The sequence below is a fragment of the Streptomyces sp. NPDC056480 genome (assembly GCF_042795405.1).
Classification (GTDB): Bacteria; Actinomycetota; Actinomycetes; order Streptomycetales; family Streptomycetaceae; genus Streptomyces.
This window is the reverse complement of record NZ_JBHTSA010000058.1, coordinates 1-19,804: the sequence shown is the minus strand read 5'-3', so window position 1 is coordinate 19,804 and position 19,804 is coordinate 1. Positions and strand designations below refer to the sequence as shown.

13 protein-coding genes are annotated in these 19,804 nt (G+C 73.6%); 8 read left to right on the top strand and 5 right to left on the bottom strand.

The annotated features are described in order from the left end of the window. Positions 1-25: 25 nt before the first annotated feature. Genes ACFQ79_RS24040 through ACFQ79_RS24030 form a run of 3 tightly spaced genes read left to right on the top strand, consistent with a single transcriptional unit; the run spans position 26 to position 3,842 of the window. Complete coding sequence (locus ACFQ79_RS24040; protein ID WP_383586736.1) at positions 26-2,086, top strand: WxL protein peptidoglycan domain-containing protein; 2,061 nt, start codon at positions 26-28, stop codon at positions 2,084-2,086. Between the two features lie 17 nt (positions 2,087-2,103). Then, positions 2,104-3,057, top strand: a complete 954-nt coding sequence (locus ACFQ79_RS24035; RefSeq protein ID WP_383586734.1) for a class E sortase — start codon at positions 2,104-2,106, stop codon at positions 3,055-3,057. 8 nt (positions 3,058-3,065) lie between these two features. Next, positions 3,066-3,842 carry a phosphate ABC transporter ATP-binding protein gene (locus ACFQ79_RS24030; protein WP_229314289.1) on the top strand — a complete coding sequence of 259 codons (777 nt, stop codon included), beginning with the start codon at positions 3,066-3,068 and terminating at the stop codon, positions 3,840-3,842. Between the two features lie 119 nt (positions 3,843-3,961). On the opposite strand, the gene ACFQ79_RS24025 is transcribed toward ACFQ79_RS24030, so the two are convergent. After that, positions 3,962-6,016, bottom strand: a complete 2,055-nt coding sequence (locus ACFQ79_RS24025; protein ID WP_383586732.1) for a phosphocholine-specific phospholipase C — start codon at positions 6,014-6,016, stop codon at positions 3,962-3,964. Between the two features lie 233 nt (positions 6,017-6,249). Then, a complete protein-coding gene (locus ACFQ79_RS24020; RefSeq protein WP_383586730.1) occupies positions 6,250-6,666 on the bottom strand; it encodes an organic hydroperoxide resistance protein in 417 nt (138 codons plus the stop codon). Between the two features lie 113 nt (positions 6,667-6,779). On the opposite strand from ACFQ79_RS24020, the gene ACFQ79_RS24015 reads away from it, so the two are divergent. Beyond that, the gene (locus ACFQ79_RS24015; RefSeq protein ID WP_383586728.1) at positions 6,780-7,262 is read left to right on the top strand and encodes a MarR family winged helix-turn-helix transcriptional regulator; all 483 of its coding nucleotides are present in this window, start codon (positions 6,780-6,782) and stop codon (positions 7,260-7,262) included. Between the two features lie 121 nt (positions 7,263-7,383). Here the strand turns inward: ACFQ79_RS24015 and ACFQ79_RS24010 are convergent, their stop codons facing one another. The 3 genes from ACFQ79_RS24010 to ACFQ79_RS24000 form a co-directional block, all read right to left on the bottom strand. Continuing rightward, positions 7,384-8,865 carry an MFS transporter gene (locus tag ACFQ79_RS24010; protein WP_383586726.1) on the bottom strand — a complete coding sequence of 494 codons (1,482 nt, stop codon included), beginning with the start codon at positions 8,863-8,865 and terminating at the stop codon, positions 7,384-7,386. After that, on the bottom strand, positions 8,862-9,572 hold the full coding sequence (locus ACFQ79_RS24005; RefSeq protein WP_383586724.1) for an NAD(P)H oxidoreductase: 711 nt from the start codon (positions 9,570-9,572) through the stop codon (positions 8,862-8,864). The genes ACFQ79_RS24010 and ACFQ79_RS24005 overlap by 4 nt, the downstream gene beginning before the upstream one ends. Positions 9,573-9,680: 108 nt before the next feature. Next, positions 9,681-10,448 carry an SDR family oxidoreductase gene (locus ACFQ79_RS24000; protein WP_383586722.1) on the bottom strand — a complete coding sequence of 256 codons (768 nt, stop codon included), beginning with the start codon at positions 10,446-10,448 and terminating at the stop codon, positions 9,681-9,683. A gap of 211 nt (positions 10,449-10,659) precedes the next feature. Between ACFQ79_RS24000 and ACFQ79_RS23995 the strand changes: the two genes are divergently transcribed. The 4 genes from ACFQ79_RS23995 to ACFQ79_RS23980 all read left to right on the top strand — a co-directional run bounded on the left by ACFQ79_RS23995 (position 10,660) and on the right by ACFQ79_RS23980 (position 19,746). After that, a complete protein-coding gene (locus tag ACFQ79_RS23995) occupies positions 10,660-14,118 on the top strand; it encodes a BTAD domain-containing putative transcriptional regulator (protein ID WP_383586720.1) in 3,459 nt (1,152 codons plus the stop codon). Between the two features lie 35 nt (positions 14,119-14,153). Beyond that, a complete protein-coding gene (locus ACFQ79_RS23990; protein WP_383586718.1) occupies positions 14,154-14,600 on the top strand; it encodes a GNAT family N-acetyltransferase in 447 nt (148 codons plus the stop codon). Then, positions 14,597-15,904: an MFS transporter gene (locus ACFQ79_RS23985; RefSeq protein ID WP_383586716.1), complete on the top strand. Its 1,308-nt coding sequence runs from the start codon at positions 14,597-14,599 to the stop codon at positions 15,902-15,904. The genes ACFQ79_RS23990 and ACFQ79_RS23985 overlap by 4 nt, the downstream gene beginning before the upstream one ends. 155 nt (positions 15,905-16,059) lie before the next feature. Next, positions 16,060-19,746, top strand: coding sequence for a S8 family serine peptidase (locus ACFQ79_RS23980; RefSeq protein WP_383586714.1), 3,687 nt, complete (start codon positions 16,060-16,062; stop codon positions 19,744-19,746). Positions 19,747-19,804 lie beyond the last annotated feature (58 nt).

Here is a 19,804-nt window from a genome sequence, read left to right as displayed (position 1 = left end):
CGCCCCTGACTTCTGGAGAACCGCCATGACCGTGCCCCGCTCCGCCCGACGGACAGGCTCCGTGGGCCTGTTGCTCTGCCTCCTCCTCACGGCCGTGTCCTTCACGGCCGGCCCGGCCCGCGCCGCCGACGGCGGCAAGGACACGAAGGCCGTCTTCGGCGTCCAGCCCGCCGGACCGAAGAAGCCCGACCAGCGGCCCCACTTCTCGTACGGGGTCACCGGCGGCGCCGCGATCCGCGACCAGATCGCCCTCTGGAACTACGGCTCCGAGCCGCTGACCCTCGCCGTCTACGCGAGCGACGCCGTCAACACCGTCGACGGCGGCTTCGACCTGCTTCCCGCGGCCGAGAAGCCGACGGACACCGGCAGTTGGATCAAGCTGGCGAAGAACAAGGTGACCGTGCCGCCCAAGGGCAACGTCATCGTCCCCTTCACCTTCACCGTGCCCCGCGACGTCACCCCCGGCGACCACACCGGAGGCATCGTCGCCTCGCTCTCCGGCACCGGCAAGGACACCAAGGGCAACCAGGTCCGGCTCGACCAGCGGGTCGGCGCCCGCGTCTACGTCCGGGTGGCGGGCGCGATCAAGCCCGAGCTCACCGTGGAGAACGTCCGCGCCCAGTACCACGGCACCCTCAACCCGTTCGCGGCCGGCTCGGCCACCGTCACCTACACCGTGCGCAACACCGGCAACGTGCGCCTCGGCGCCCGTCAGGCCGTCCGCGTCAACGGCGTCTTCGGCTCCTCGATCATCGCCAAGGGCGTCCGCGACCTCGGCGAACTCCTCCCGGGCAACGCCCTGACCGTCACCGCCGAGGCCGACGGGGTGACCCCGCTGCTGCGCGCCTCGGCCGTCGTCTCCGTACAGCCGGTCGCCACCCGGGACGGCGTCGACCCCCGACTGCCCTCGCTGACCCACTCGGTCCCGCTGTGGACGATGCCGTGGACGGCGCTCGCGCTGCTCCTCCTCCTCGTCGCGGCCGTCCTGTGGCGGTGGCGCCGGCGGCGCGCGGACCGGCACGGCAGGGGCGGCAGGGGCGGCCGGGGCGCGGCGGACGCCGGGACGGACCCGAGTCCGAAGAACACCCCCGAGAACCCGTACAAGGAGCTCATCGTGCAGTTCACACGCCTGCCCAGGCGGACGGCGGCCGGTGCGGCCCTCGCCGCGGCGACGGCCCTCGCCGGTGTCGGTGTCCTCACCGTGCCCACGGCCACGGCCGCCCCGGTGGGCACCGCCGCCCTCACCCCGGGCCGGGGCACCGACGACAGCAGCATCTCCCTGACCACCTCGGGAGCCTGCCCGGCGCCCGCCACCAACGTCCTCGTGAAGGTCACCGGCAAGGGCTTCCCCGCCGAGGGCAAGAACGTCGTCGGCAACGCGCCGCTCACCACCTACCCGCAGGACCCCGGCGGCACCGGCTTCATCGTGCCGCTGACCATGACCATGCGGGACTACGCCAACGAGGCCGGGTTCAGCACCCTCGAAGGCCGGTACGACCTGACGGTCGTCTGCCGCAAGGCGTTCGGCTCCGAGACGTACGGGGACTTCACCGGCTCCCTCTGGTTCACGTCCGGCACCGTCTACCAGGACACCGACCCGGGCGGCCCGGACCCCACGGGCACCCCCACCGGCACGGCCACCCCCACCGGCACGGCCACCCCCACGGGAACCGCCACCCCGACCGGGACCGCCACCCCGACGCCCACGGCGACGGACACCCAGAGCCCCACCCCGACCGGGACCCCGACGGACACGGCCTCGCCCTCCGGCTCCCCCTCGGCCACCGCCACCGCCACCGGCGGTGACAGCGTCGGCATCTCCACCAGCATCCCGCCGAGCGCGTCCGCATCGACGACCGACCCCGGGACCTCCGCCGCGGGCGGCGGCTCCGGCTCCGGCGGCTCGACGGGCTCCGGCGGCTCCTCCGGCTCCGGAGGCACCGGCGGCGGCAACGGCGGCGGTCTCGCCGACACCGGCTCCGACCCCCTCCTGCTCGGCCTGCTCAGCGCCGCCCTGCTCGTCGCCGGCGCCCTCGCCGTCCGGTGGGCGCGCCGCCGCGGACTGATCACCTTCGGCCCCCACTGACGTACGGAGCACACGCGATGACAGCCACCCCCACCCCGGTGGACGTGCGTCCCGCCACCCCCGCCCCGGTGGACGTGCCTCCGGCGCCCACCGGGCCGGGGAAGCCGGCCGCCTTCCCGGCCCCGGCCGGCCGCGCGCCCCGCACCAGCCCGCTGTGGGCCGTCGGCGGCACCCTGGCCATCCTCGGCGCGATGCTCCTCGGCTTCGTCGCCGAGGTCGGCCCGCTCGGCCACCTCCGCCACGAACGGGACCTCCGCGTCGGCTACGCCGACGTCCGCTCGACGCTGGCCAACGCCACCACACCGATCGGCCCGGCCACCGAACCCGGCACGCCCATCGCCCTGCTGACGATTCCGCAGCTCGGCGTGAAGGAGGTCATCCGGGAGGGCAGCTCCGCCGAGGTGCTGTCGGCCGGCCCCGGGCACCGCCGTGACACGGTGCTGCCCGGACAGGCGGGCCTCAGCATCGTCATGGGCCGCCGGGCGGGATACGGGGGACCGTTCCGGCATCTGGCGACCCTCCAGCCCGGCGAGACCATCAAGGTCACCACCGGGCAGGGCGAGCACGGCTACCGGGTCAGCGGCGTCCGGCGCGCGGGCGATCCGCGGCCGCCGGCCCTGCAGCCCGGGACGGGCCGGCTCACCCTGATGACCGCGACCGGCTCCCCGTACCGGCCCGACGGGGTCCTCCAGGTCGACGCCGACCTGATCACCCCGCCGCAACCGGGCGCCGTCCCCGCCTTCCGCTTCGGCCGGGTCCCCGCCGACGAGCTGCCGCTCGCGGGGCAGCCCTCGTCCTGGCTCCCGCTGGTCCTGTGGTCGCAGGCCGTGCTGCTCGCCGCCGCCGGTCTCGTCTGGGCGCGGTCGCGCGTGCCCCGCGTCCATGTCTGGCTGGTCGGCTTCCCGATCCTGGTCGCGCTCGGCCTCACGGTCGGCGACCAGGTGGCGCTCCTCCTTCCCAACCTCCTGTAAGGACAGTCGTGGCTTCCCATCTGGACGCACGTTCCCTCTCCGCCTGGTTCGGCACCCGCAAGGTCCTCAACCGGGTCTCGCTGACCATGCCGGCCGGCCGGGTCACCGCGCTCATCGGGCCCTCCGGCTGCGGCAAGTCGACCTTCCTGCGCATCCTGAACCGGATGCACGAGCTGATCCCGGGCGCCGAGCTCGCCGGCGAGGTGCTCCTGGACGGCGACGACATCTACGCCCGGGGGCGCCGTCTCACCGAGGCCCGCCGCAACATCGGCATGGTCTTCCAGAAGCCGAACCCGTTCCCCGCGATGTCGGTGTACGACAACGTCACGGCGGGTCTGAAGCTGACCGGGACCCGGGTGGCGGCGGCCGACCGGGACGACCTCGTGGAGGAGTGCCTGACCCGGGCGGGCCTGTGGAAGGAGGTCCGCGACCGGCTGCGCCAGCCGGGCGGCGCGCTCTCCGGAGGCCAGCAGCAGCGCCTGTGCATCGCCCGCTCGCTGGCGGTCCGGCCGCGCATCCTGCTGATGGACGAGCCGTGCTCGGCGCTCGACCCGACGTCGACGCGGCGCATCGAGGAGACCATCCGGGACCTCGCGGACGAGGTGACGATCGTGATCGTCACGCACAACATGCAGCAGGCGGCCCGGGTCTCCGACCAGTGCGCCTTCTTCCTCGCCGAGCAGGCCACCCCGGGTGTGATCGTCGAACACGGCCCGACGGACGCCATGTTCTCCAGCCCCCGCGACCGGCGGACCGCGGACTACGTGGAGGGCCGCTTCGGCTGACCCCTGCCGGAGCGGCGGGCGTCACCGCCACCGCTCCCGCCGCACTCCGCCGCCAAGCCCGAGGGCCCGTACGCGCCGCATGGACGCGTACGGGCCCTCGGGGCGTTCCGCCGGGGTGGTCAGTACTGGAGGACGGCCGGGTCCGAGACGCTCGCCGTGCCCGTCTCCACGTGGCCGGCGAGGCGGCGGACGTAGTCCGTGCTCGCGGAGGACGTGACGGTGACGTCGTACCAGTGGTGGGCCGCGGAGACGTCGACGCTGTGGGTGACCGTGGCGCCCTTCGCCACGGAGAGCGTCTTCTGGGCGCCGCCGTAGGCGTTGATGAGCGTCACCGTCGCGGTCGTGCCCGCGTTGGTGAAGGTCAGGTCCAGCCTGCCCGTGGTGGCGTTGTGGCGGGCCGTGACCTCGGGGACGGCGGTCTTGCCGGGGGAGCGGAAGCGGCGGACGAAGCCGTTGGGGCCGTGGACCGTGAGGTCGGTGACGCCCTTCGAGTACGTCGTGTTCCAGGTGTCCGCGATCGACTTGCCGGCCTCGGTCGTGTAGGTCCAGGGCGCGTCGGTGCGGTTGGCCGAGGTCACGTAGAACTGCGCGCCCGCCGAGGGACCGCCGCCGAAGGAGAGGCGGAACTTGCCCGCCGCGGTGTCGGCGGCACCGTCCACGTACGGGGCGTACTTCAGAGGTCGGGTGGGCTTGGAGCCGCGCTCCTGGCGGGGCATGGTGCCGGTCGCCGGGGCGGTGGCGAGGAAGTCGGGGTGGCGGTTCTTGTCGGGCGGGAAGTAGCCGGACGTCGGCGGCAGCGCGGCCGCCGAGGTGTCCGTGCGCGAGAAGTCGAAGGCGGAGGTCAGGTCGCCGCAGACGGCCCGGCGCCAGGGCGAGATCTGGGGCTCCTGCACCCCGAAGCGCTGCTCCATGAAGCGGATGACCGAGGTGTGGTCGAAGGTCTCGGAGCAGGTGTAGCCGCCCTTGGACCAGGGCGAGACGACGAGCATGGGGACGCGCGGGCCGAGGCCGTAGGGGCCTGCCACGTAGCCGGTCTTGCCCGGGAAGTGGTCGAGGCCGGTGGCCACGGTGGAGAGGCCCTGGGCGGCGGAGCCCGGGACGTACGGCGGGACGACGTGGTCGAAGAAGCCGTCGTTCTCGTCGTACGTGATGAACAGGGCCGTACGGGCCCAGACGTCCGGGTTCGAGGTCAGCGCGTCCAGGACCTGCGAGATGTACCAGGCGCCGTAGTTCGCCGGCCAGTTGGAGTGCTCGGAGAAGGCCTCGGGGGCGGCTATCCAGGAGATCTTCGGCAGCCGGCCGCCCTGCACGTCGGCGCGCAGCCGGTCGAAGAAGCCCTCGCCGGCCTTGGCGTTGGTGCCCGTGCGGGCCTTCTCGAACAGCGGGTCGCCGGCCTGTGCGTTGCGGTACGTGTTGAAGTACAGGAGCGAGTTGTCGCCGTAGTTGCCGCGGTAGGCGTCGTTGATCCAGCCCCAGGAACCGGCCGCGTTCAGCCCGTCTCCGATGTCCTGGTAGACCTTCCAGGACACCCCGGCCGCCTCCAGGCGCTCGGGGTAGGTCTTCCAGCCGTAGCCCGCCTCGGCGTTGTTGAGGACCGGGCCGCCGCCGGTGCCGTCGTTGCCGGTGTGGCCGGTCCACAGGTAGTAGCGGTTCGGGTCGGTCGAGCCGATGAACGAACAGTGGTAGGCGTCGCAGATCGTGAACGCGTCGGCGAGCGCGTAGTGGAACGGGATGTCCTCGCGGGTGAGGTACGCCATGGTGGCCTTGGTCTTGGCCGGGATCCAGTTGTCGTACTTGCCCTTGTTGAAGGCGCTCTGGCCGCCGGCCCAGTCGTGGTTGAGGCCCTGGAGGAACTCCATGCCGAGTTTCGCGCTCTCCGGACGGAAGGGCAGCGTGACCTTGCTGCCGTCCGACTGGTTCCAGACCGACTTTCCGCTGGGCAGGGTGACCGGGCGGGGGTCGCCGAAGCCGCGTACGCCCTTCATCGACCCGAAATAGTGGTCGAAGGAACGGTTCTCCTGCATCAGGACGACGATGTGCTCGATGTCCTGGATCGTGCCGGTGGAGCCTTGCGCCGGAATGGCGGCGGCGCGGGCGATGCTCTCCGAGAGCATGGTCAGCGCGGCGGTGCCGCCGGCGAGTTGAAGGAACCGGCGACGGTCGAGGTCGGCCATGGGGGAGTTCTCCTCCGGGTCGAGAGGGGCACGGGTGGGGGTGCGCGTGCGGTGGCCGGGTGGACCGGCCGATGGGCGCCCCAAGGAGAGCGCCCGTGAACCACCGGACGGGGGCCGTTCCATGACTGCCCGTCGTACGGCAGACGAATCCCCCGTGCCCGAACGGAAGAACTCACAAACGAACGCCCCCGGTGGTCGATGACCACCAGGGGTGTACGCGAACCGACAGAAAACTACTCGACGACGAGGTCGACCTTGATGTTGCCGCGGGTCGCCTTGGAGTACGGGCAGAACGCGTGGGTCTTCTCCAGGAGGGACTTGCCGGCCTCGCCCTGGAGGTGGTCCGGGAACTCGGCGCGCATCACGACCGCGAGGCCGAAGCCGCCGTCCGCGACGTCCTTGCCGATGGAGACCTCGGCGGTGATCGAGGCGTCGGAGATGTCGATCTTCTCCTGGCGGGCGACCAGGTTCATCGCGCTGGCGAAGCAGGCCGCGTACCCGGCGGCGAAGAGCTGCTCGGGGTTGGTGCCCTGACCGTTGCCGCCGAGGGCCTGGGGGTGGGCGAGGGGGAGGTCGATGTGGCCGTCGGAGCTGACGGCGCGGCCCTCGCGGCCGTTGGCGGTGGCGACAGCGGTGTAGATCGCGTCCATGGTTTCCGTTCCTGTCCTCGGGAGGTGTGCTGCGGTGGCTCTCTATTAGTAGCGCACGATTCAGTTGTGCACAACTCAATCGCGTGTGAGGTGTCCTCGCGTATCCTGGAGCCATGGAGACGCTCGACACCGTCCCGGACGAGGACTTCCTCCGGCTCGACCACCAGATCTGCTTCTCGCTGCACGCGGCGACCCGCGCGTTCAACGGCGTCTACCGCGAGGCGCTCAAGGAGCTGGGGCTCACCTACCCCCAGTACCTCGCCATGCTGGTGCTCTGGGAGCACGGCGAGCTCCCCGTGAAGGGCATCGGGGAGCGCCTCCGGCTCGACTCCGGAACGCTGTCCCCGCTGCTCAAGCGCCTGGAGACGGCCGGATACGTCGAGCGGCGCCGCAGCCCCGAGGACGAGCGGTCCGTCACCGTACGGCCCACCGCAGAGGGGGCCGCGCTGAAGGAGAAGGCCCGCGACGTGCCGCGCCGGATCGCCACCGCGACGGGCCTCGACCTCGCCGACATCCGTGACCTGCGCGAACGCCTCGACGCCCTGGCCGCCCGACTCGACGACGTCGACCCGGACGACCTGAACGTCTGCCGCTGACCCGCCGCACCGCCGACGGGCCTCCAGGCCCTCGCCCACGAGGCGGCGCCGCAGGCACCACGAGAGCCGCTCGCCGCGCGGTGGGCGCGGCGAGCGGCATGGGCCGGTCCCGGAGGGCCGGTCAGGAGCGGGGCACCTTGCGGAGCAGGGTCAGGACCACGGCCGCCGTCACCAGGGCGAAGACCGCGCTCAGGGCCGAGGCCGAGTGGAGGGCCGTCGTGAAGGCCTCCCGGGCCTGCTCCCGCAGCCCCTCGTCCGGCAGGGCAAGCGCCGCGCCCACGCTCTCGTGGGCCGCGGCCGGCGCGTCCGCCGGGATGCCGCCCCGGTAGACGGCGACCGCCACGCTGCCGGTGACCGCGATGCCCAGGGCGAGACCCAGGTCATAGGCCGTCTGGCCGGTCGCGGCGGCCGCGCCCGCCTTCTCGGCCGGGGCGGAGCCGACCGCGAGAGCCGTGCCCAGGACGCTGATCGGGGCGGCGCCGAACATGATGACCGCGAGGCCGAGGGCGGCCACGGTCACCCCTTCGGCCAGGGCGATCACCGCGTACCCGGCCAGCGAGACCAGGAGCCCGCCGGCGAGGACGTACGCCGGGCGGATCCGCCGCGCCACGAAGGGCGTCAGCTGCGATCCGGCGATCAGGCCCGCCGCTCCGGGAAGCAGCCACAGGCCGGCCTCGAGCGGCGGCAGTCCGGCGACCGCCTGGAGGTACTGCGGGACCAGGTACTCGACACCGTTGAGCGCGGTCATGCCCAGGAGCAGGGTGAGCAGGGCGCCGGTGAAGGCCCGGTTCTTGAAGAGCCGCAGATCGAGGAGCGGGGACTCCAGCCGGTTCTGGCGGCGGACGAACAGGGTCGTGAAGGCCAGCCCCAGGGCGAAGGCGGTGCCCGCCTCGGCCGTCGGGCCGTGCGCGGCGAGGGACTTGACGCCGTACACCAGCGGCAGGACCGCGAGGAGGAAGAGCAGCACGCTCGCCGGGTCGAGACGCCCGGGGTTCGGGTCGCGGTACTCGGGGAGCAGCAGCGGCGCCGTGACCAGCGCGATCAGCATGACGGGCAGGCCCATCAGGAAGACCGAGCCCCACCACCAGGAGGCGAGCAGCACACCGCCGATGACCGGTCCGATCGCGAGTCCGACGGAGAGGGCGGTCACCCACATCGCGATGGCCGTGGCCCGCTGCCGGGCGTCGGCGAACATGTGGCTGATCAGGGCGAGCGTGGAGGGCAGGACCGCCGCCCCGGCGATGCCGAGGAGGGCGCGGGCCGCGATCAGCGTCCCGGCGTCCGGGGCGTACGCGGCGAGGACGGAGGCGAGCAGGAAGCCGGCCGAACCGGCCATCAGGAGCTTGCGGCGGCCGAGCCGGTCGCCGAGCGTGCCCATGATCACGAGGGTGGCGGCGGTGAGGAAGCCGTAGATGTCGGTGATCCAGAGCAACTGGGCGCCGCTGGGCCGGAGATCGGCCGAGAGGTACGGGGTGGCGAGCCACAGGACACCGAGGTCGGCGGTCATCAGGGTGACGGGGAGGAGGAGGACGGCGAGGCCGAGCCACTGGCGGGCTCCGGCGCGGGGCGGTGTCGCGGTGTTCTCCGCGAGGGTCGTGGTCATCGTGCCGGCTCCTCGTTCACGGTGTTTCCGGTGGGGGTCGTGGTGGCGGCCGGGGTGGCCGTCTTCGTGCCGGTGGCGGCGGTCGTCGTCGTGGTGGCCGTCGCGCCGAGGAGTTCCTCCGCCAGGGTCCGTTCGGCCTCGTCGAGCAGTTCGGCGACCCGGCCGGCCCGCAACTCGACCGGAACTCCCGAGAGTTCGGTGCCGTGCAGGACGCGGAGGGCGGCGTCCGGGAGTCCGCAGAACTCGGAGATGCCGGTCACCAGCATCAGGCCGAGCGCGTCGGTCATGCCGAGCCGCTCGATCTCCTCGGGCGTCCCGCCCATCAGGGCCAGCCAGAGCAGCCTCTTCCCCGCCAGTCGGGGGCGGCTCCGGCCGTACGCGAAGCCGTAGTTCCAGACCCGGTCGATCCAGCCCTTGAGGATGGCCGGCGGGGTGAACCACCAGACCGGGAAGACGACCACGATGTCGTCGGCGGCCAGGATGCGGTCCATGTGGGCGTGGACCTCGGGGGAGTAGACCTTCTCGCGGTTCTCCCAGTCCGGCTCGTCCTCCGGGCGGAGCGCCGGGTCGAACCCCTCGGCGTACAGGTCGAGTACGTCGACGGTGCCGCCCTCGTCCTCGAGGCGGGCGTGCAGCCGGGCGGCGACCTGGGCGGTGAGCGAGTCGGTACGGGGGTGGGCGAGGACGAGGAGCGTGTGAGCTGCCATGGCGTGGGCTTCCTTCGCGGGGGTGGGGAGGGGCGTGGGCGCGTGCGGGGGGCGGGGCGGGCCCGGGGTGGTCGCGGGCCCGCCGTCGGATGGCCGGCACCGGGGCCGTCAGAGGCCGAGGCCGGAGCCGCCGCTCGCGTCGATGTTCTGGCCGGTGACCCAGCGGGAGTCGTCGGAGGCGAGGAAGCCGACGACATCGGCCACGTCACCCGGCTGCCCCACCCGGTTGAAGACCGAGAACCGGGCGGCGTGCGCCTTCGCGGTCGGGTCGGCCATCCACGGGTGGATGTCGGTCTCGATCGTGCCCGGCGAGACCGCGTTGACCGTGATGCCCCGGTCGCCGAGGGTCTGGGCGAGGGTGAGGGTCAGCACCTCGACGGCGCCCTTGGCGGCGGCGTACGAGGTCATGCCGGGGAAGGCGACCTTGGTGACTCCGGAGGAGATGTTGACGATCCTGCCGCCGTCGCGGAGCCGGTCCAGGCCCTTCTGGATGATGAAGAACGGCGCCTTGGCGTTGACCGCGAACACCCGGTCGTAGTGGTCCTCCTCGACCTCGTGGATCAGGCCGGGGCCAGCGATCCCGGCGTTGTTGACCAGGATGTCGAGACCGTGGTCGCCCTCGGTCTCCGCGTCGAAGGCCGCCCAGAGGGCGTCGGCGTCGCCGGGGACGCCCAGTTCGGCGCGGAGGGCGAAGGCGGAGCCGCCGGCCGCCTCGATCGCGGCGACCGTCTCCTTCGCGGCCGTCTCGTTGCTGGCGTAGTGGACGCCGACCCGGGCGCCGTCCGCGCCGAGGCGGAGGGCGATCGCCCGGCCGATGCCGCGGCTGCCGCCGGTGACGAGGGCGGTCTTGCCGGCGAGGGGCTTGTCGCTGCTCATGTCCTGCTCCTTGGTGTTCGGTGTGTCGCTTCCTGCTGACGGGGATGACTCTGGCGGCCGGCTGTTCGGGAACGGCTCGGGTTCTGTTCGGGCCGGGTTCGGGGCCGGGTTCGGGTGGGGTTCGGGGCCGGGTTCGGGCCGGGTTCGGTTGGGGAACGGGCCCGTTCGGACCGGCTCGGGCGGGTGCTCGAAGCCGGGTTACGGTGGCCGTATGCGATTCGCGGTGCTGGGGGAGACGGCCGTACGGACCGAGGACGGCACACCCGTCCGGGTCCCTGAGCTCAAGGTGCGGGCCCTGCTCGCCGCGCTCCTCGTCGACGCGGGCCGGCCGGTCGCCGCGTTCCGGCTCGTCGACGACCTCTGGGGCGACGAGCCGCCCGGCAATCCGCTGCGGGCCCTCCAGGCCAAGGTCTCCCAGCTGCGCCGCGCCTTCGAGGAGGCCGAGTCGGGCGGGCGCGACCTCGTCGTCACGCAGGCGCCCGGCTATCTCCTCGCCGTACCCGAAGGGGCCCTGGACGCACTTGAGTTCGCGCGGCTCGCCGCCCGGGCCCGGGAGACGACGGACCCGCGCGGCAGGGCCGTGCTGCTCGGCGAGGCGCTCGACCTGTGGCGGGGCCCGGCGTTCGCCGAGTTCGCGGAGGAGCCGTTCGCGCGGGCGGCGGCGGACCGGCTGGAGGAGGAACGGCTCGCCGTTCGCGAGGCACTGGCCGAGGCGCGCCTGGACTCCGGTGAACAGGACGTACTGGCGGGGGAGTTGACGGAGCTCGTCGCCCTGCATCCCCTGCGCGAGCGGCTACGGGCGGTGCAGCTGCGGGCCCTCTACCGGGCCGGCCGGCAGAGCGAGGCGCTCGCCGGGTACGAGGAGCTGCGCACCCTCCTCGCCGACGAGCTCGGCCTCGACCCGAGCCCCGAACTGACCGCGCTCCACGCGGCGATGCTCCGCCAGGACGCCTCGCTCTCGGTGCCGGCGGCCGCGCCGTCCGGCACGGTCCCCGCGCCACGGCCGGCCGTGAGCGGGGTTCCCGTACGCGGCAATCTCCTCACGCCGCTCACCGGGATCGTCGGGCGCGACGCGGCCGTCGCCGAGGTGCGGGGGCTGCTCGCCGAGCGGCGGCTCGTCACGCTCACCGGGCCCGGCGGGGTCGGGAAGACCCGGCTCGCCGTCGAGGCGGCCGGGCAGGCGCGCGAGGAGTTCGCGGACGGGGTGTGGCTCGTCGAGTTCGCCGGCGCGCGCGGGGAGCTCGCCGAGGTCGTCGCCGCCGCGCTCGAACTCCGCGACGACGGGGTGTGGGGGCTGCGGCCCGAGGGGGAGAGGGCGCTCACCACGGCGGAACGGCTCGCCGAGGTGCTGCGCGGCAAGCGCACGCTGCTCGTCCTCGACAACTGCGAACACGTCGTCGACGAGGCGGCCTCGCTCGCCGAGCTGCTGCTGCGCACCGCGCCCGGTCTGGTCGTCCTGACCACCAGCCAGGAGCCGCTCGCCCTCGCGGGCGAGACGCTGTGGGCGGTGGAGCCGCTCGACCGGGACGGGGCGGTGGAACTGTTCATGGCGCGGGCGGCGGCCTCGGCGCCCGGGTTCGCGTCCGGCGCGGCGCTCGATCCCGCCGGCCTGGAGGCGGTCCGGGCCGTCTGCCGCCGCCTCGACGGCATCCCGCTCGCCCTGGAACTGGCCGCGACCCGCGTCCGGGCCCTCGGGGTGCACGGGCTCCTGGCACGGCTCGACGACCGCTTCCGCCTCCTCGACGCGGGGCTGCGCGGCGCGCCGGCCCGGCAGCAGACCCTGCGGGCGGTCATCGACTGGAGCTGGGATCTGCTCGGCGAACAGGAGCGAACGGTGCTGCGCCGCCTGGCCGTTCACGCGGAGGGCTGCACGCTGGGGGCGGCGGAGGAGGTGTGCGCGGACGGGACGGCGTCGGGAGGCGCGGAATCCGGAGCTGCCGAGGAGGTGTCCGCAGGGGACGTCCTCGGACTCCTCGCCCGCCTGGTCGACCGCTCGCTCGTCGTGGCGGTGGACGGTCCGGACGGACCGCGCTACCGGCTCCTGGAGTCCGTCGCCGCGTACTGCCTCGAACGTCTGGGGGACGCGGGCGAGACGGAGGCCGTACGGGACCGGCATCTGACCCACTACCTGCGGCTGGCCGAGGACGCCGGGCCCGCCCTGCGCGGTCCCGGCCAGCGCCGTCGGCTCGGCCACCTCGACGCCGACACGTCGAACCTGCGGGCCGCCCTCGACCGGGCGCTCGCCGCGCCCGGCACCGGGCGGAACGCCGGGGCGGCGCTCCGGCTCGTCGACGCGCTCGCCTGGTACTGGGTCATGCGGGGCCGTCTGGGTGAGGCGCTCCGCCATGCGACGGCGGCGCTGCGGGCGGTCCCCCCGCAGACCCCGCAGGCACCGGAGCCCCTGCAGACCCCGGTGGGCCCGCAGACCCCGCAGGCACCGGAGCAGACCCCGGGGGCCCCGCAGGCACCGGACCGGACGCCGGGGGCCCCGCAGACCCCGGCGCGCCCGGAACAGGCCGCGCTCCGCGCCCGCGTGGAGGTCTGGCGCACGGGCCTGGCGATCATGGGCGGCGACGGCACGGACCGGCGGCAGCGGATCGCGAAGGCCCTCACGGCCTACGAAGGGACCGAGCCGCTCCGCCCCTCGGACCACGCCTGGGCGCGCTGGTTCCTCGCGCACGCGCTCTGCGGGACGGGCAGCCAGAGCGAGGGCGGCCGGCTGACGGGGGAGGCGCTCGACGGGGCACGGGCCCACGGGGACCGCTGGGTCGAGGCGGCGGCGCTCGCGGACCGCTCGGTGCAGCGGCTGCTCGGCGGTGACGTGGCGGGCGCGGAGCAGGACGCGGCCCGGTCGGACGCGCTGTTCGCGGAGGTCGGGGACGCGTGCTGCCGGCTGTGGTCGGTGTACCCGCTGGCGACCGTCGCCGAGATCCACGGGGAGTACGAGCGTGCGGACCGGCTCAAGCGGGCAGGCCTGGCGGCGGCGGAGGGTCTCGGCCTGACGACCGAGGTGCCGGACCTGCTGGCCGGGATCGGCCGTACGGCCCTGCTGAGGGGCGATCTGGCCGAGGCGCGGGCGTACCACGCGGCGGCCCGGGAGCGGGCGGTCGAGGTCGGGTTCCGGGCCGGCGAGATCAACGCGGTGCTCGGCCTCGGCCTGGGCGCCCGACGCGAGGGCCTGATCGACGAGGCCGAGGCGCACATGAGGGAGGTCCTCGACTGGCACCGGGCGGTCGGCCTCGACTCGGCCAACGCGCTGATCCTGGCCGAGCTGGGCTTCTCGGCGCTGGCGCGGGGTGACGCGGCGGGCGCGCTGAAGCTCCAGCAGGAGGGCTACGGCACCGCCCTGACCTCCGGCGACCCGCGCGCGGTCGCACTCGCCCTGGAGGGCCTGGCCTCGGCCCACGCGGGCGCGGGCCGGGCGGAGGAGGCCGCCCTCCTCCTGGGCGCGGCGTCGGCCCTGCGCGCCTCGACGGGCGCGCCCCTGCCTCCGGCGGAACGCTCGGACGTCGACGCCACGGAGACGAGGGCCCGGGCGACCCTGGGCCCGGAGGCCTTCGCGAAGACCTTCGCCCACGGCACGACCCTGTCCCACGGACAGGCGGTGACGGAGGCGGGGCCGCCCGAGGGGGCCCCGGATCCGACGCTTGAACCCTTGACCAAAACGTAAGGATCGACTGCCATGACCGCCCCTATACTCGGCCCATGTCCGAGTTCACTGTCCGGCGTGCCGTCGCCGACGATTCCAAGCGGCTCACCCGGCTGGTCAGGAGCTCCCGGGCCTATCGCGGGGACTACGCCACGATGGTCGAGGGGTACCAGGTCGGGGGTGCGTACATCGAGCACCATCCCGTCTTCGTCGCGGTCGACGCGAGCGACCGGGTGCTCGGGTTCTACGCGCTGCTCGTCGACGACGCCGAGCTCGACCTCGCGTTCGTCGCCGACAGCGCGCAGGGGCTCGGCATCGGCCGGCTGCTCATGGAGCACATGACGGGGCAGGCCGGGGCCGCCGGGCTCACGGCCGTACGGGTCGTCGCGCATCCGCCCGCCGAGGAGTTCTACCTGCGCACCGGCGCCGTCCGGACCGGAACCGTCCCGCCCACCGGTCACATCCACTGGGAGCGCCCCGAGCTCCGTTACGACATCGCGTGACCGCCACCCAGCCGCGGTCGCAGCCGCAGCCCTCCGAGTCCCGGCCCGCCGATTCCCGGGCCCCCGTCCCCGAGCGGCGCCGGCTCTTCGCCGATCTCACCCCGCTGCGGACCTCCGCCCACTACCGCCGCCTCTGGTTCGGCAGCACCGTCTCCTGGGTCGGGCAGGGGATGACCTCGCTCGCCGTCTCCCTCCAGGTGTACGACATCACCCGGTCGCCCTTCTCCGTCGGGCTCGTCGGACTGTTCTCGCTCGTTCCGCTCGTCGTCTTCGGGCTGTACGGCGGTGCCATCGCCGACACCGTCGACCGCCGCAAGCTCGGGCTCTACAGCGCCTGCGGTTCCGCCGTGCTCTCGGTCGCGCTCGCCACCGCCGCGTTCGCCGGGTTCCACCGGGTCTGGTTCCTCTACGGGATCGTCGCCCTGCAGGCCGTCTGCGCCGCGCTCAACTCGCCCGCCCGCTCCTCGATGATCCCCCGGCTCCTGCCGCCCGAGCAGCTGCGCGCCGCCAACGCGCTGAACTCGATGGTCACGACCTTCGGCATGCTCGTCGGGCCGAGCCTCGGCGGACTGATCGTCGGGTTCGCCGGGTACCAGACCGCGTACCTCGTCGACGCCTTCGCCTTCGCCGCGAGCCTGTACGCGATGTGGCGGCTGCCGTCGATGCTTCCGGACCGGAAGGGAGGCGGCAAGAGGGCCTCCGTCCTCGACGGGCTGCGGTTCCTCGCGACCCGGCCCAACCTCCGCATGACGTTCTTCTCGGACTTCTGCGCGATGATCCTGGCCCACCCCCGCGCCCTGTTCCCCGCCATCGCCGTGCTCTGGTTCGGCGGCGACGCGAAGACCGCAGGACTCCTCGTCGCCGCGCCCGCGTTCGGGGCGCTGCTCGGCGGGGTGCTCTCCGGCTGGCAGGGACGCATCCGGCACCACGGACAGGCGATCCTGATCGCCGTCGCCTGCTGGGGGACCGCCATCGCCGTCTTCGGGCTCACCAGGAACCTGTGGCTCGGGCTGCTCCTGCTCGCCCTCGCCGGCTACTCCGACACCGTATCGATGATCTTCCGCAACACGATGATGCAGGTCGCGGCGCCGGACGAGATGCGCGGCCGGCTCCAGGGCGTGTTCATCGTGGTGGTCGCCGGCGGGCCCCGGCTCGGGGACTTCCTCGCGGGCTCGGTGGCCGACCTGACCTCGCCCGCCGTCGCCGTCACGGGCGGCGGAATCGCCTGTGTCGTCGCGGTCGGCGTCCTCGCCCTGTATGGGCGCGGTTTCCGCCGGTACGACGCGCTCGACCCGACTCCGTGAGCAATTCTCCCCGAACGGCACGTCCTGTTCTGGCGGTTGGCCGCCACGGCACATAACCGCCAGGACCGAACGGAGTCAACTCCCGTCCACCTGGCCAAGACTCCTCGCGGCACCCGGAAACACCCCCGACCCCGGGTCCACGAGGAGTTCGAACGATGACGTCGAGGACCACACCCTTCGACAGAGGGAGGGCCGCGCTGATCGCCGCGGGCATCTCCCTCGTGATGCTCTCGGCGGGGCAGACCTCCGCCGCCGGGACCACCGCCTCAGCCGTACCGGACACCTTCAAGGGCGCGGCGCCGAGCACCACCGTCACCCTCGTCACCGGCGACCGCGTCACCCTCACCGACCTCGGCGGCGGGCAGCAGACCGTCACCGTCGACCGGGCCAAGGGCGCCACCGGCGCGATACGCAGCCAGATCGCGAACGGCCGGGTCACGGTCGTCCCCGACGAGGCCCGCCCCTACCTGGCCTCCGGCGCGCTCGACCCGCGCCTCTTCGACGTCACCGGACTCGTCGAGCAGGGCGTCACCGGCGACCTGCCGCTGATCGTCACCTACGGCGGCAAGGGCGCCCGTACCGCCGCGGCGACCCCGCGCGGTGCCGAGACCGTCCGCCCGCTGCCCAGCATCGGCGGCGCCGCCGTCACCGCCACCGACCCCGCCGCCTTCTGGCAGGGCTTCACCGCAGCCCCGACCGCGCGGACCGCCGCCCCCGCCAAGGTGTGGCTCGACGGCCGGGTCGAGGCCGCCATGGCCGAGTCCAACGCGCAGATCGGCACCCCGAAGGCCTGGGAGGCCGGGCTCACCGGCAAGGGCGTGAAGGTCGCCGTCCTCGACACCGGCGCCGACCTCGCCCACCCCGACCTCGCGGGCCGGGTCACCGAGTCCAAGTCGTTCATCGCCGGCCAGGAGGTCGCCGACCGCAACGGCCACGGCACCCACGTCGCCTCCACCGTCGGCGGCAGCGGCGCCGGCTCCGACGGCAAGGAGAAGGGCGTCGCCCCCGGCGCCACCCTCGCCGTCGGCAAGGTCCTCGACGACGAGGGCTCCGGCTCCGAGTCGGAGATCATCGCCGGCATGGAGTGGGCCGCCAAGGACATCGACGCGAAGATCGTCTCGATGAGCCTCGGCTCCCGCGAACCCAGCGACGGCACCGACCCGATGGCCCAGGCCGTCAACACCCTCACCGCCGAGACCGGCGCCCTCTTCGTCATCGCCGCCGGCAACTCCGGCGCCCCCGGCTCCATCGGCTCGCCCGGCGCCGCCGACTCCGCGCTCACCATCGGCGCCGTCGACCCCGCCGACGAGGCCGCCTACTTCACGAGCCAGGGCCCCCGCTACGGCGACCAGGCCCTCAAGCCCGACCTGTCGGCGCCCGGCGTGGGCATCCTCGCCGCCCGCTCCCAGCTGGTCTCCGGCAGCGGCCTCTACACCTCCATGAGCGGTACGTCGATGGCGACCCCGCACGTCGCCGGTGTCGCCGCCCTGCTCGCCGAGCGGCACCCCGACTGGACCGGCGCCCAGCTCAAGACCGCGCTGATGTCCTCGTCGAAGACCCTCGACGCCTCCTCGTACGCGCTCGGCTCCGGCCGGGTCGACGTGGCCGCCGCGATCACCGCGAACGTCACCGCGACCGGCTCCGCCGACCTCGGCTTCTTCGCCTGGCCGTACGAGGCGAACAAGCCGGTCACCAAGACCGTCACCTACACCAACTCCTCCGACACCCCCGTCGCGTTGAACCTGGCCGTCGAGGGCATGCCGGCCGGTGTCGCCGCCCTCGCCGACACCACCCTCACCGTGCCCGCCCACGGGACCGCGAGCACCACCGTCACCGGTGACGGCGCCAAGGCCCCCGTCGGCCAGTCCTCCGGCCGGGTCACCGCCACCGCCGCCGGCACCGTCGTCGCGCACACCGCGCTCGGCCTGGTCAAGGAGGAGGAGCGCTACACCCTCACCGTCCACGTCAAGGACCGTGACGGCGCCGCCACCCCCGCCTACCTGGGCGTGCAGCAGCTCACCCGGGGTGTCGACCCCTTCCCGGCCACGGTCGGCGAGTCCGGCACCCTCGAACTGCGCCTGAAGCCCGGCACGTACACCGTCGACACCTTCCTCGACGTGCGCGGCTCCCACGGCAAGGACTCCCTCGGCCTCGGCTTCCTCACCGCGCCCGAGATCACCCTCGACCGCGACCGCGAGATCACCCTCGACGGGCGGCAGCTCCGCGAGATCCGCGCCGAGGTCGAGAAGCGCACCGAGACCCGGCAGCTCCTGATGGAGTTCGACCGGGAGGCCAACGGCGCCTCCTACGGCGGAGCCGTCCAGGTCCCGCCGACCTACGACTCGATCTTCGCGGCGCCCACCGCCAAGCCCGCCACCGGAACCTTCGAGTACCGGACCGTCTGGCGCCTCGGCAAGCCCATGCTGGAGGCGAGCGTCGACGGCACCCGCCTCTCCGAGGCCACGCCCCAGGGCGGCAGCACCCTCCTGGAGGGCGGCCACCGTCTCGGCGTCGTCGACGCGGGCACCGGAACCCCCGCCGAATACACCGGCAAGAACGTCACGGGCAAGGCCGTCCTCGTCCGGCTGACCGAGGGCGCCGACCCGAAGCAGCTCGCCCAGAACGCCCAGGACGCCGGCGCCAAGGCCCTGTTCGTCACCGACGACCAGCCCGGCCGGCTGATGAAGTTCTTCGGCACCGCCGACTACGAGGACCGGCCGCTCGCCGTCGCCACCGTCAACACCGCCGACGCCCAGCGGCTCGCCGCCGCCGCGGCCCGCGGCAAGCGCGTCGACCTGACCGGCACCCGCTTCACCCCGTTCACGTACGACCTCTCCGAGGGCCACCCCGGTGCCATCGGCAAGGACCTCGTCTTCCGGCCCGACGAGGACGAGCTCGCCACCATCCGCTCCACCTTCTACGCGCCCACCAAGCGCAAGGAACTGGGCGGCGAGTTCCGCTACTCGATCACCGACACCTTCCCGATCGGCTTCGGCTTCAAGGAGTGGATCTCCTTCCCGACCGAGCGCACCGAGTACGTCTCCACCGGCACCGGCCAGCGCTGGCACGAGTCCGTCGACCTCGGCGAGTCCCTCGAACAGCGCGGCGGCACGCCGTCCTACCGGGGCGGCAGCCGGGTGGACCTCGACTGGTTCGGCCCCGTCTGGCACCCGTGGCTGGGCACCGGCCTCGGCTGGGGCCAGCAGCGCACCGGCAACGACCTGCGCTTCAACACCCCCGGCTGGGGCGACTCCGGCACCGACCACACCGGCTTCGGCAACGTGTGGAACGACGACTCGATGACCCAGTACACCGAGGTGTACGTCAACGGCACCCGCGTCGACCGCAAGATGAGCTCCGGCGCCTACGCCTGGGACGCCCCGGCCGAGGAGGCGACCTACAAGGTCGTCACCGACACCACGCTCGACCCGACGCGCTGGCGGCTCGCCGGCAAGGGCCACAGCGAGTGGACCTTCCGCTCCGCCGAGACCCCGACCGACCGGATCACCTACCTGCCGATGCTCAACCTCGGCTTCGACGTGGACACCGACGTCGACGGTGACGTCCGCGCCGGACGCAAGCTGTCCGTCGGGATCTTCGCCGAGTACGTGAAGGGCGCCACCGGCACCGGCAGCATCACCGGCGGCACCCTGGAGGTCTCCTACGACGAGGGCAGGACCTGGACGAAGGTCGCCCTGAAGAAGGCGCGGCACGGCGCCGCCTGGGACGGCGAGCTGCGCGTCCCGTCCGGCGCGGCCTCCGTCTCGCTGCGGGCCGGGGCGAGCGACGACCGGGGCGGCTCGGTCACGCAGGAACTGATCCGCGCGGTGGGCGTGAAGTAGCCACGCGGCCACCTGCTCGGGTGCGCACGGCCGGGCCCCCTCCCGCTCACCGCGGGAG

Coding starts and splice junctions, on each gene's coding strand:
- ACFQ79_RS24015 (WP_383586728.1), top strand. CDS start 6,780: ATGGAGACGCTCGACACCGTCCCGGACGAGGACTTCCTCCGGCTCGAC.
- ACFQ79_RS23990 (WP_383586718.1), top strand. CDS start 14,154: ATGTCCGAGTTCACTGTCCGGCGTGCCGTCGCCGACGATTCCAAGCGG.
- ACFQ79_RS24040 (WP_383586736.1), top strand. CDS start 26: ATGACCGTGCCCCGCTCCGCCCGACGGACAGGCTCCGTGGGCCTGTTG.
- ACFQ79_RS24020 (WP_383586730.1), bottom strand. CDS start 6,666: ATGGACGCGATCTACACCGCTGTCGCCACCGCCAACGGCCGCGAGGGC.
- ACFQ79_RS23995 (WP_383586720.1), top strand. CDS start 10,660: ATGCGATTCGCGGTGCTGGGGGAGACGGCCGTACGGACCGAGGACGGC.
- ACFQ79_RS23980 (WP_383586714.1), top strand. CDS start 16,060: ATGACGTCGAGGACCACACCCTTCGACAGAGGGAGGGCCGCGCTGATC.
- ACFQ79_RS24035 (WP_383586734.1), top strand. CDS start 2,104: ATGACAGCCACCCCCACCCCGGTGGACGTGCGTCCCGCCACCCCCGCC.
- ACFQ79_RS24005 (WP_383586724.1), bottom strand. CDS start 9,572: ATGGCAGCTCACACGCTCCTCGTCCTCGCCCACCCCCGTACCGACTCG.
- ACFQ79_RS24010 (WP_383586726.1), bottom strand. CDS start 8,865: ATGACCACGACCCTCGCGGAGAACACCGCGACACCGCCCCGCGCCGGA.
- ACFQ79_RS24000 (WP_383586722.1), bottom strand. CDS start 10,448: ATGAGCAGCGACAAGCCCCTCGCCGGCAAGACCGCCCTCGTCACCGGC.
- ACFQ79_RS24025 (WP_383586732.1), bottom strand. CDS start 6,016: ATGGCCGACCTCGACCGTCGCCGGTTCCTTCAACTCGCCGGCGGCACC.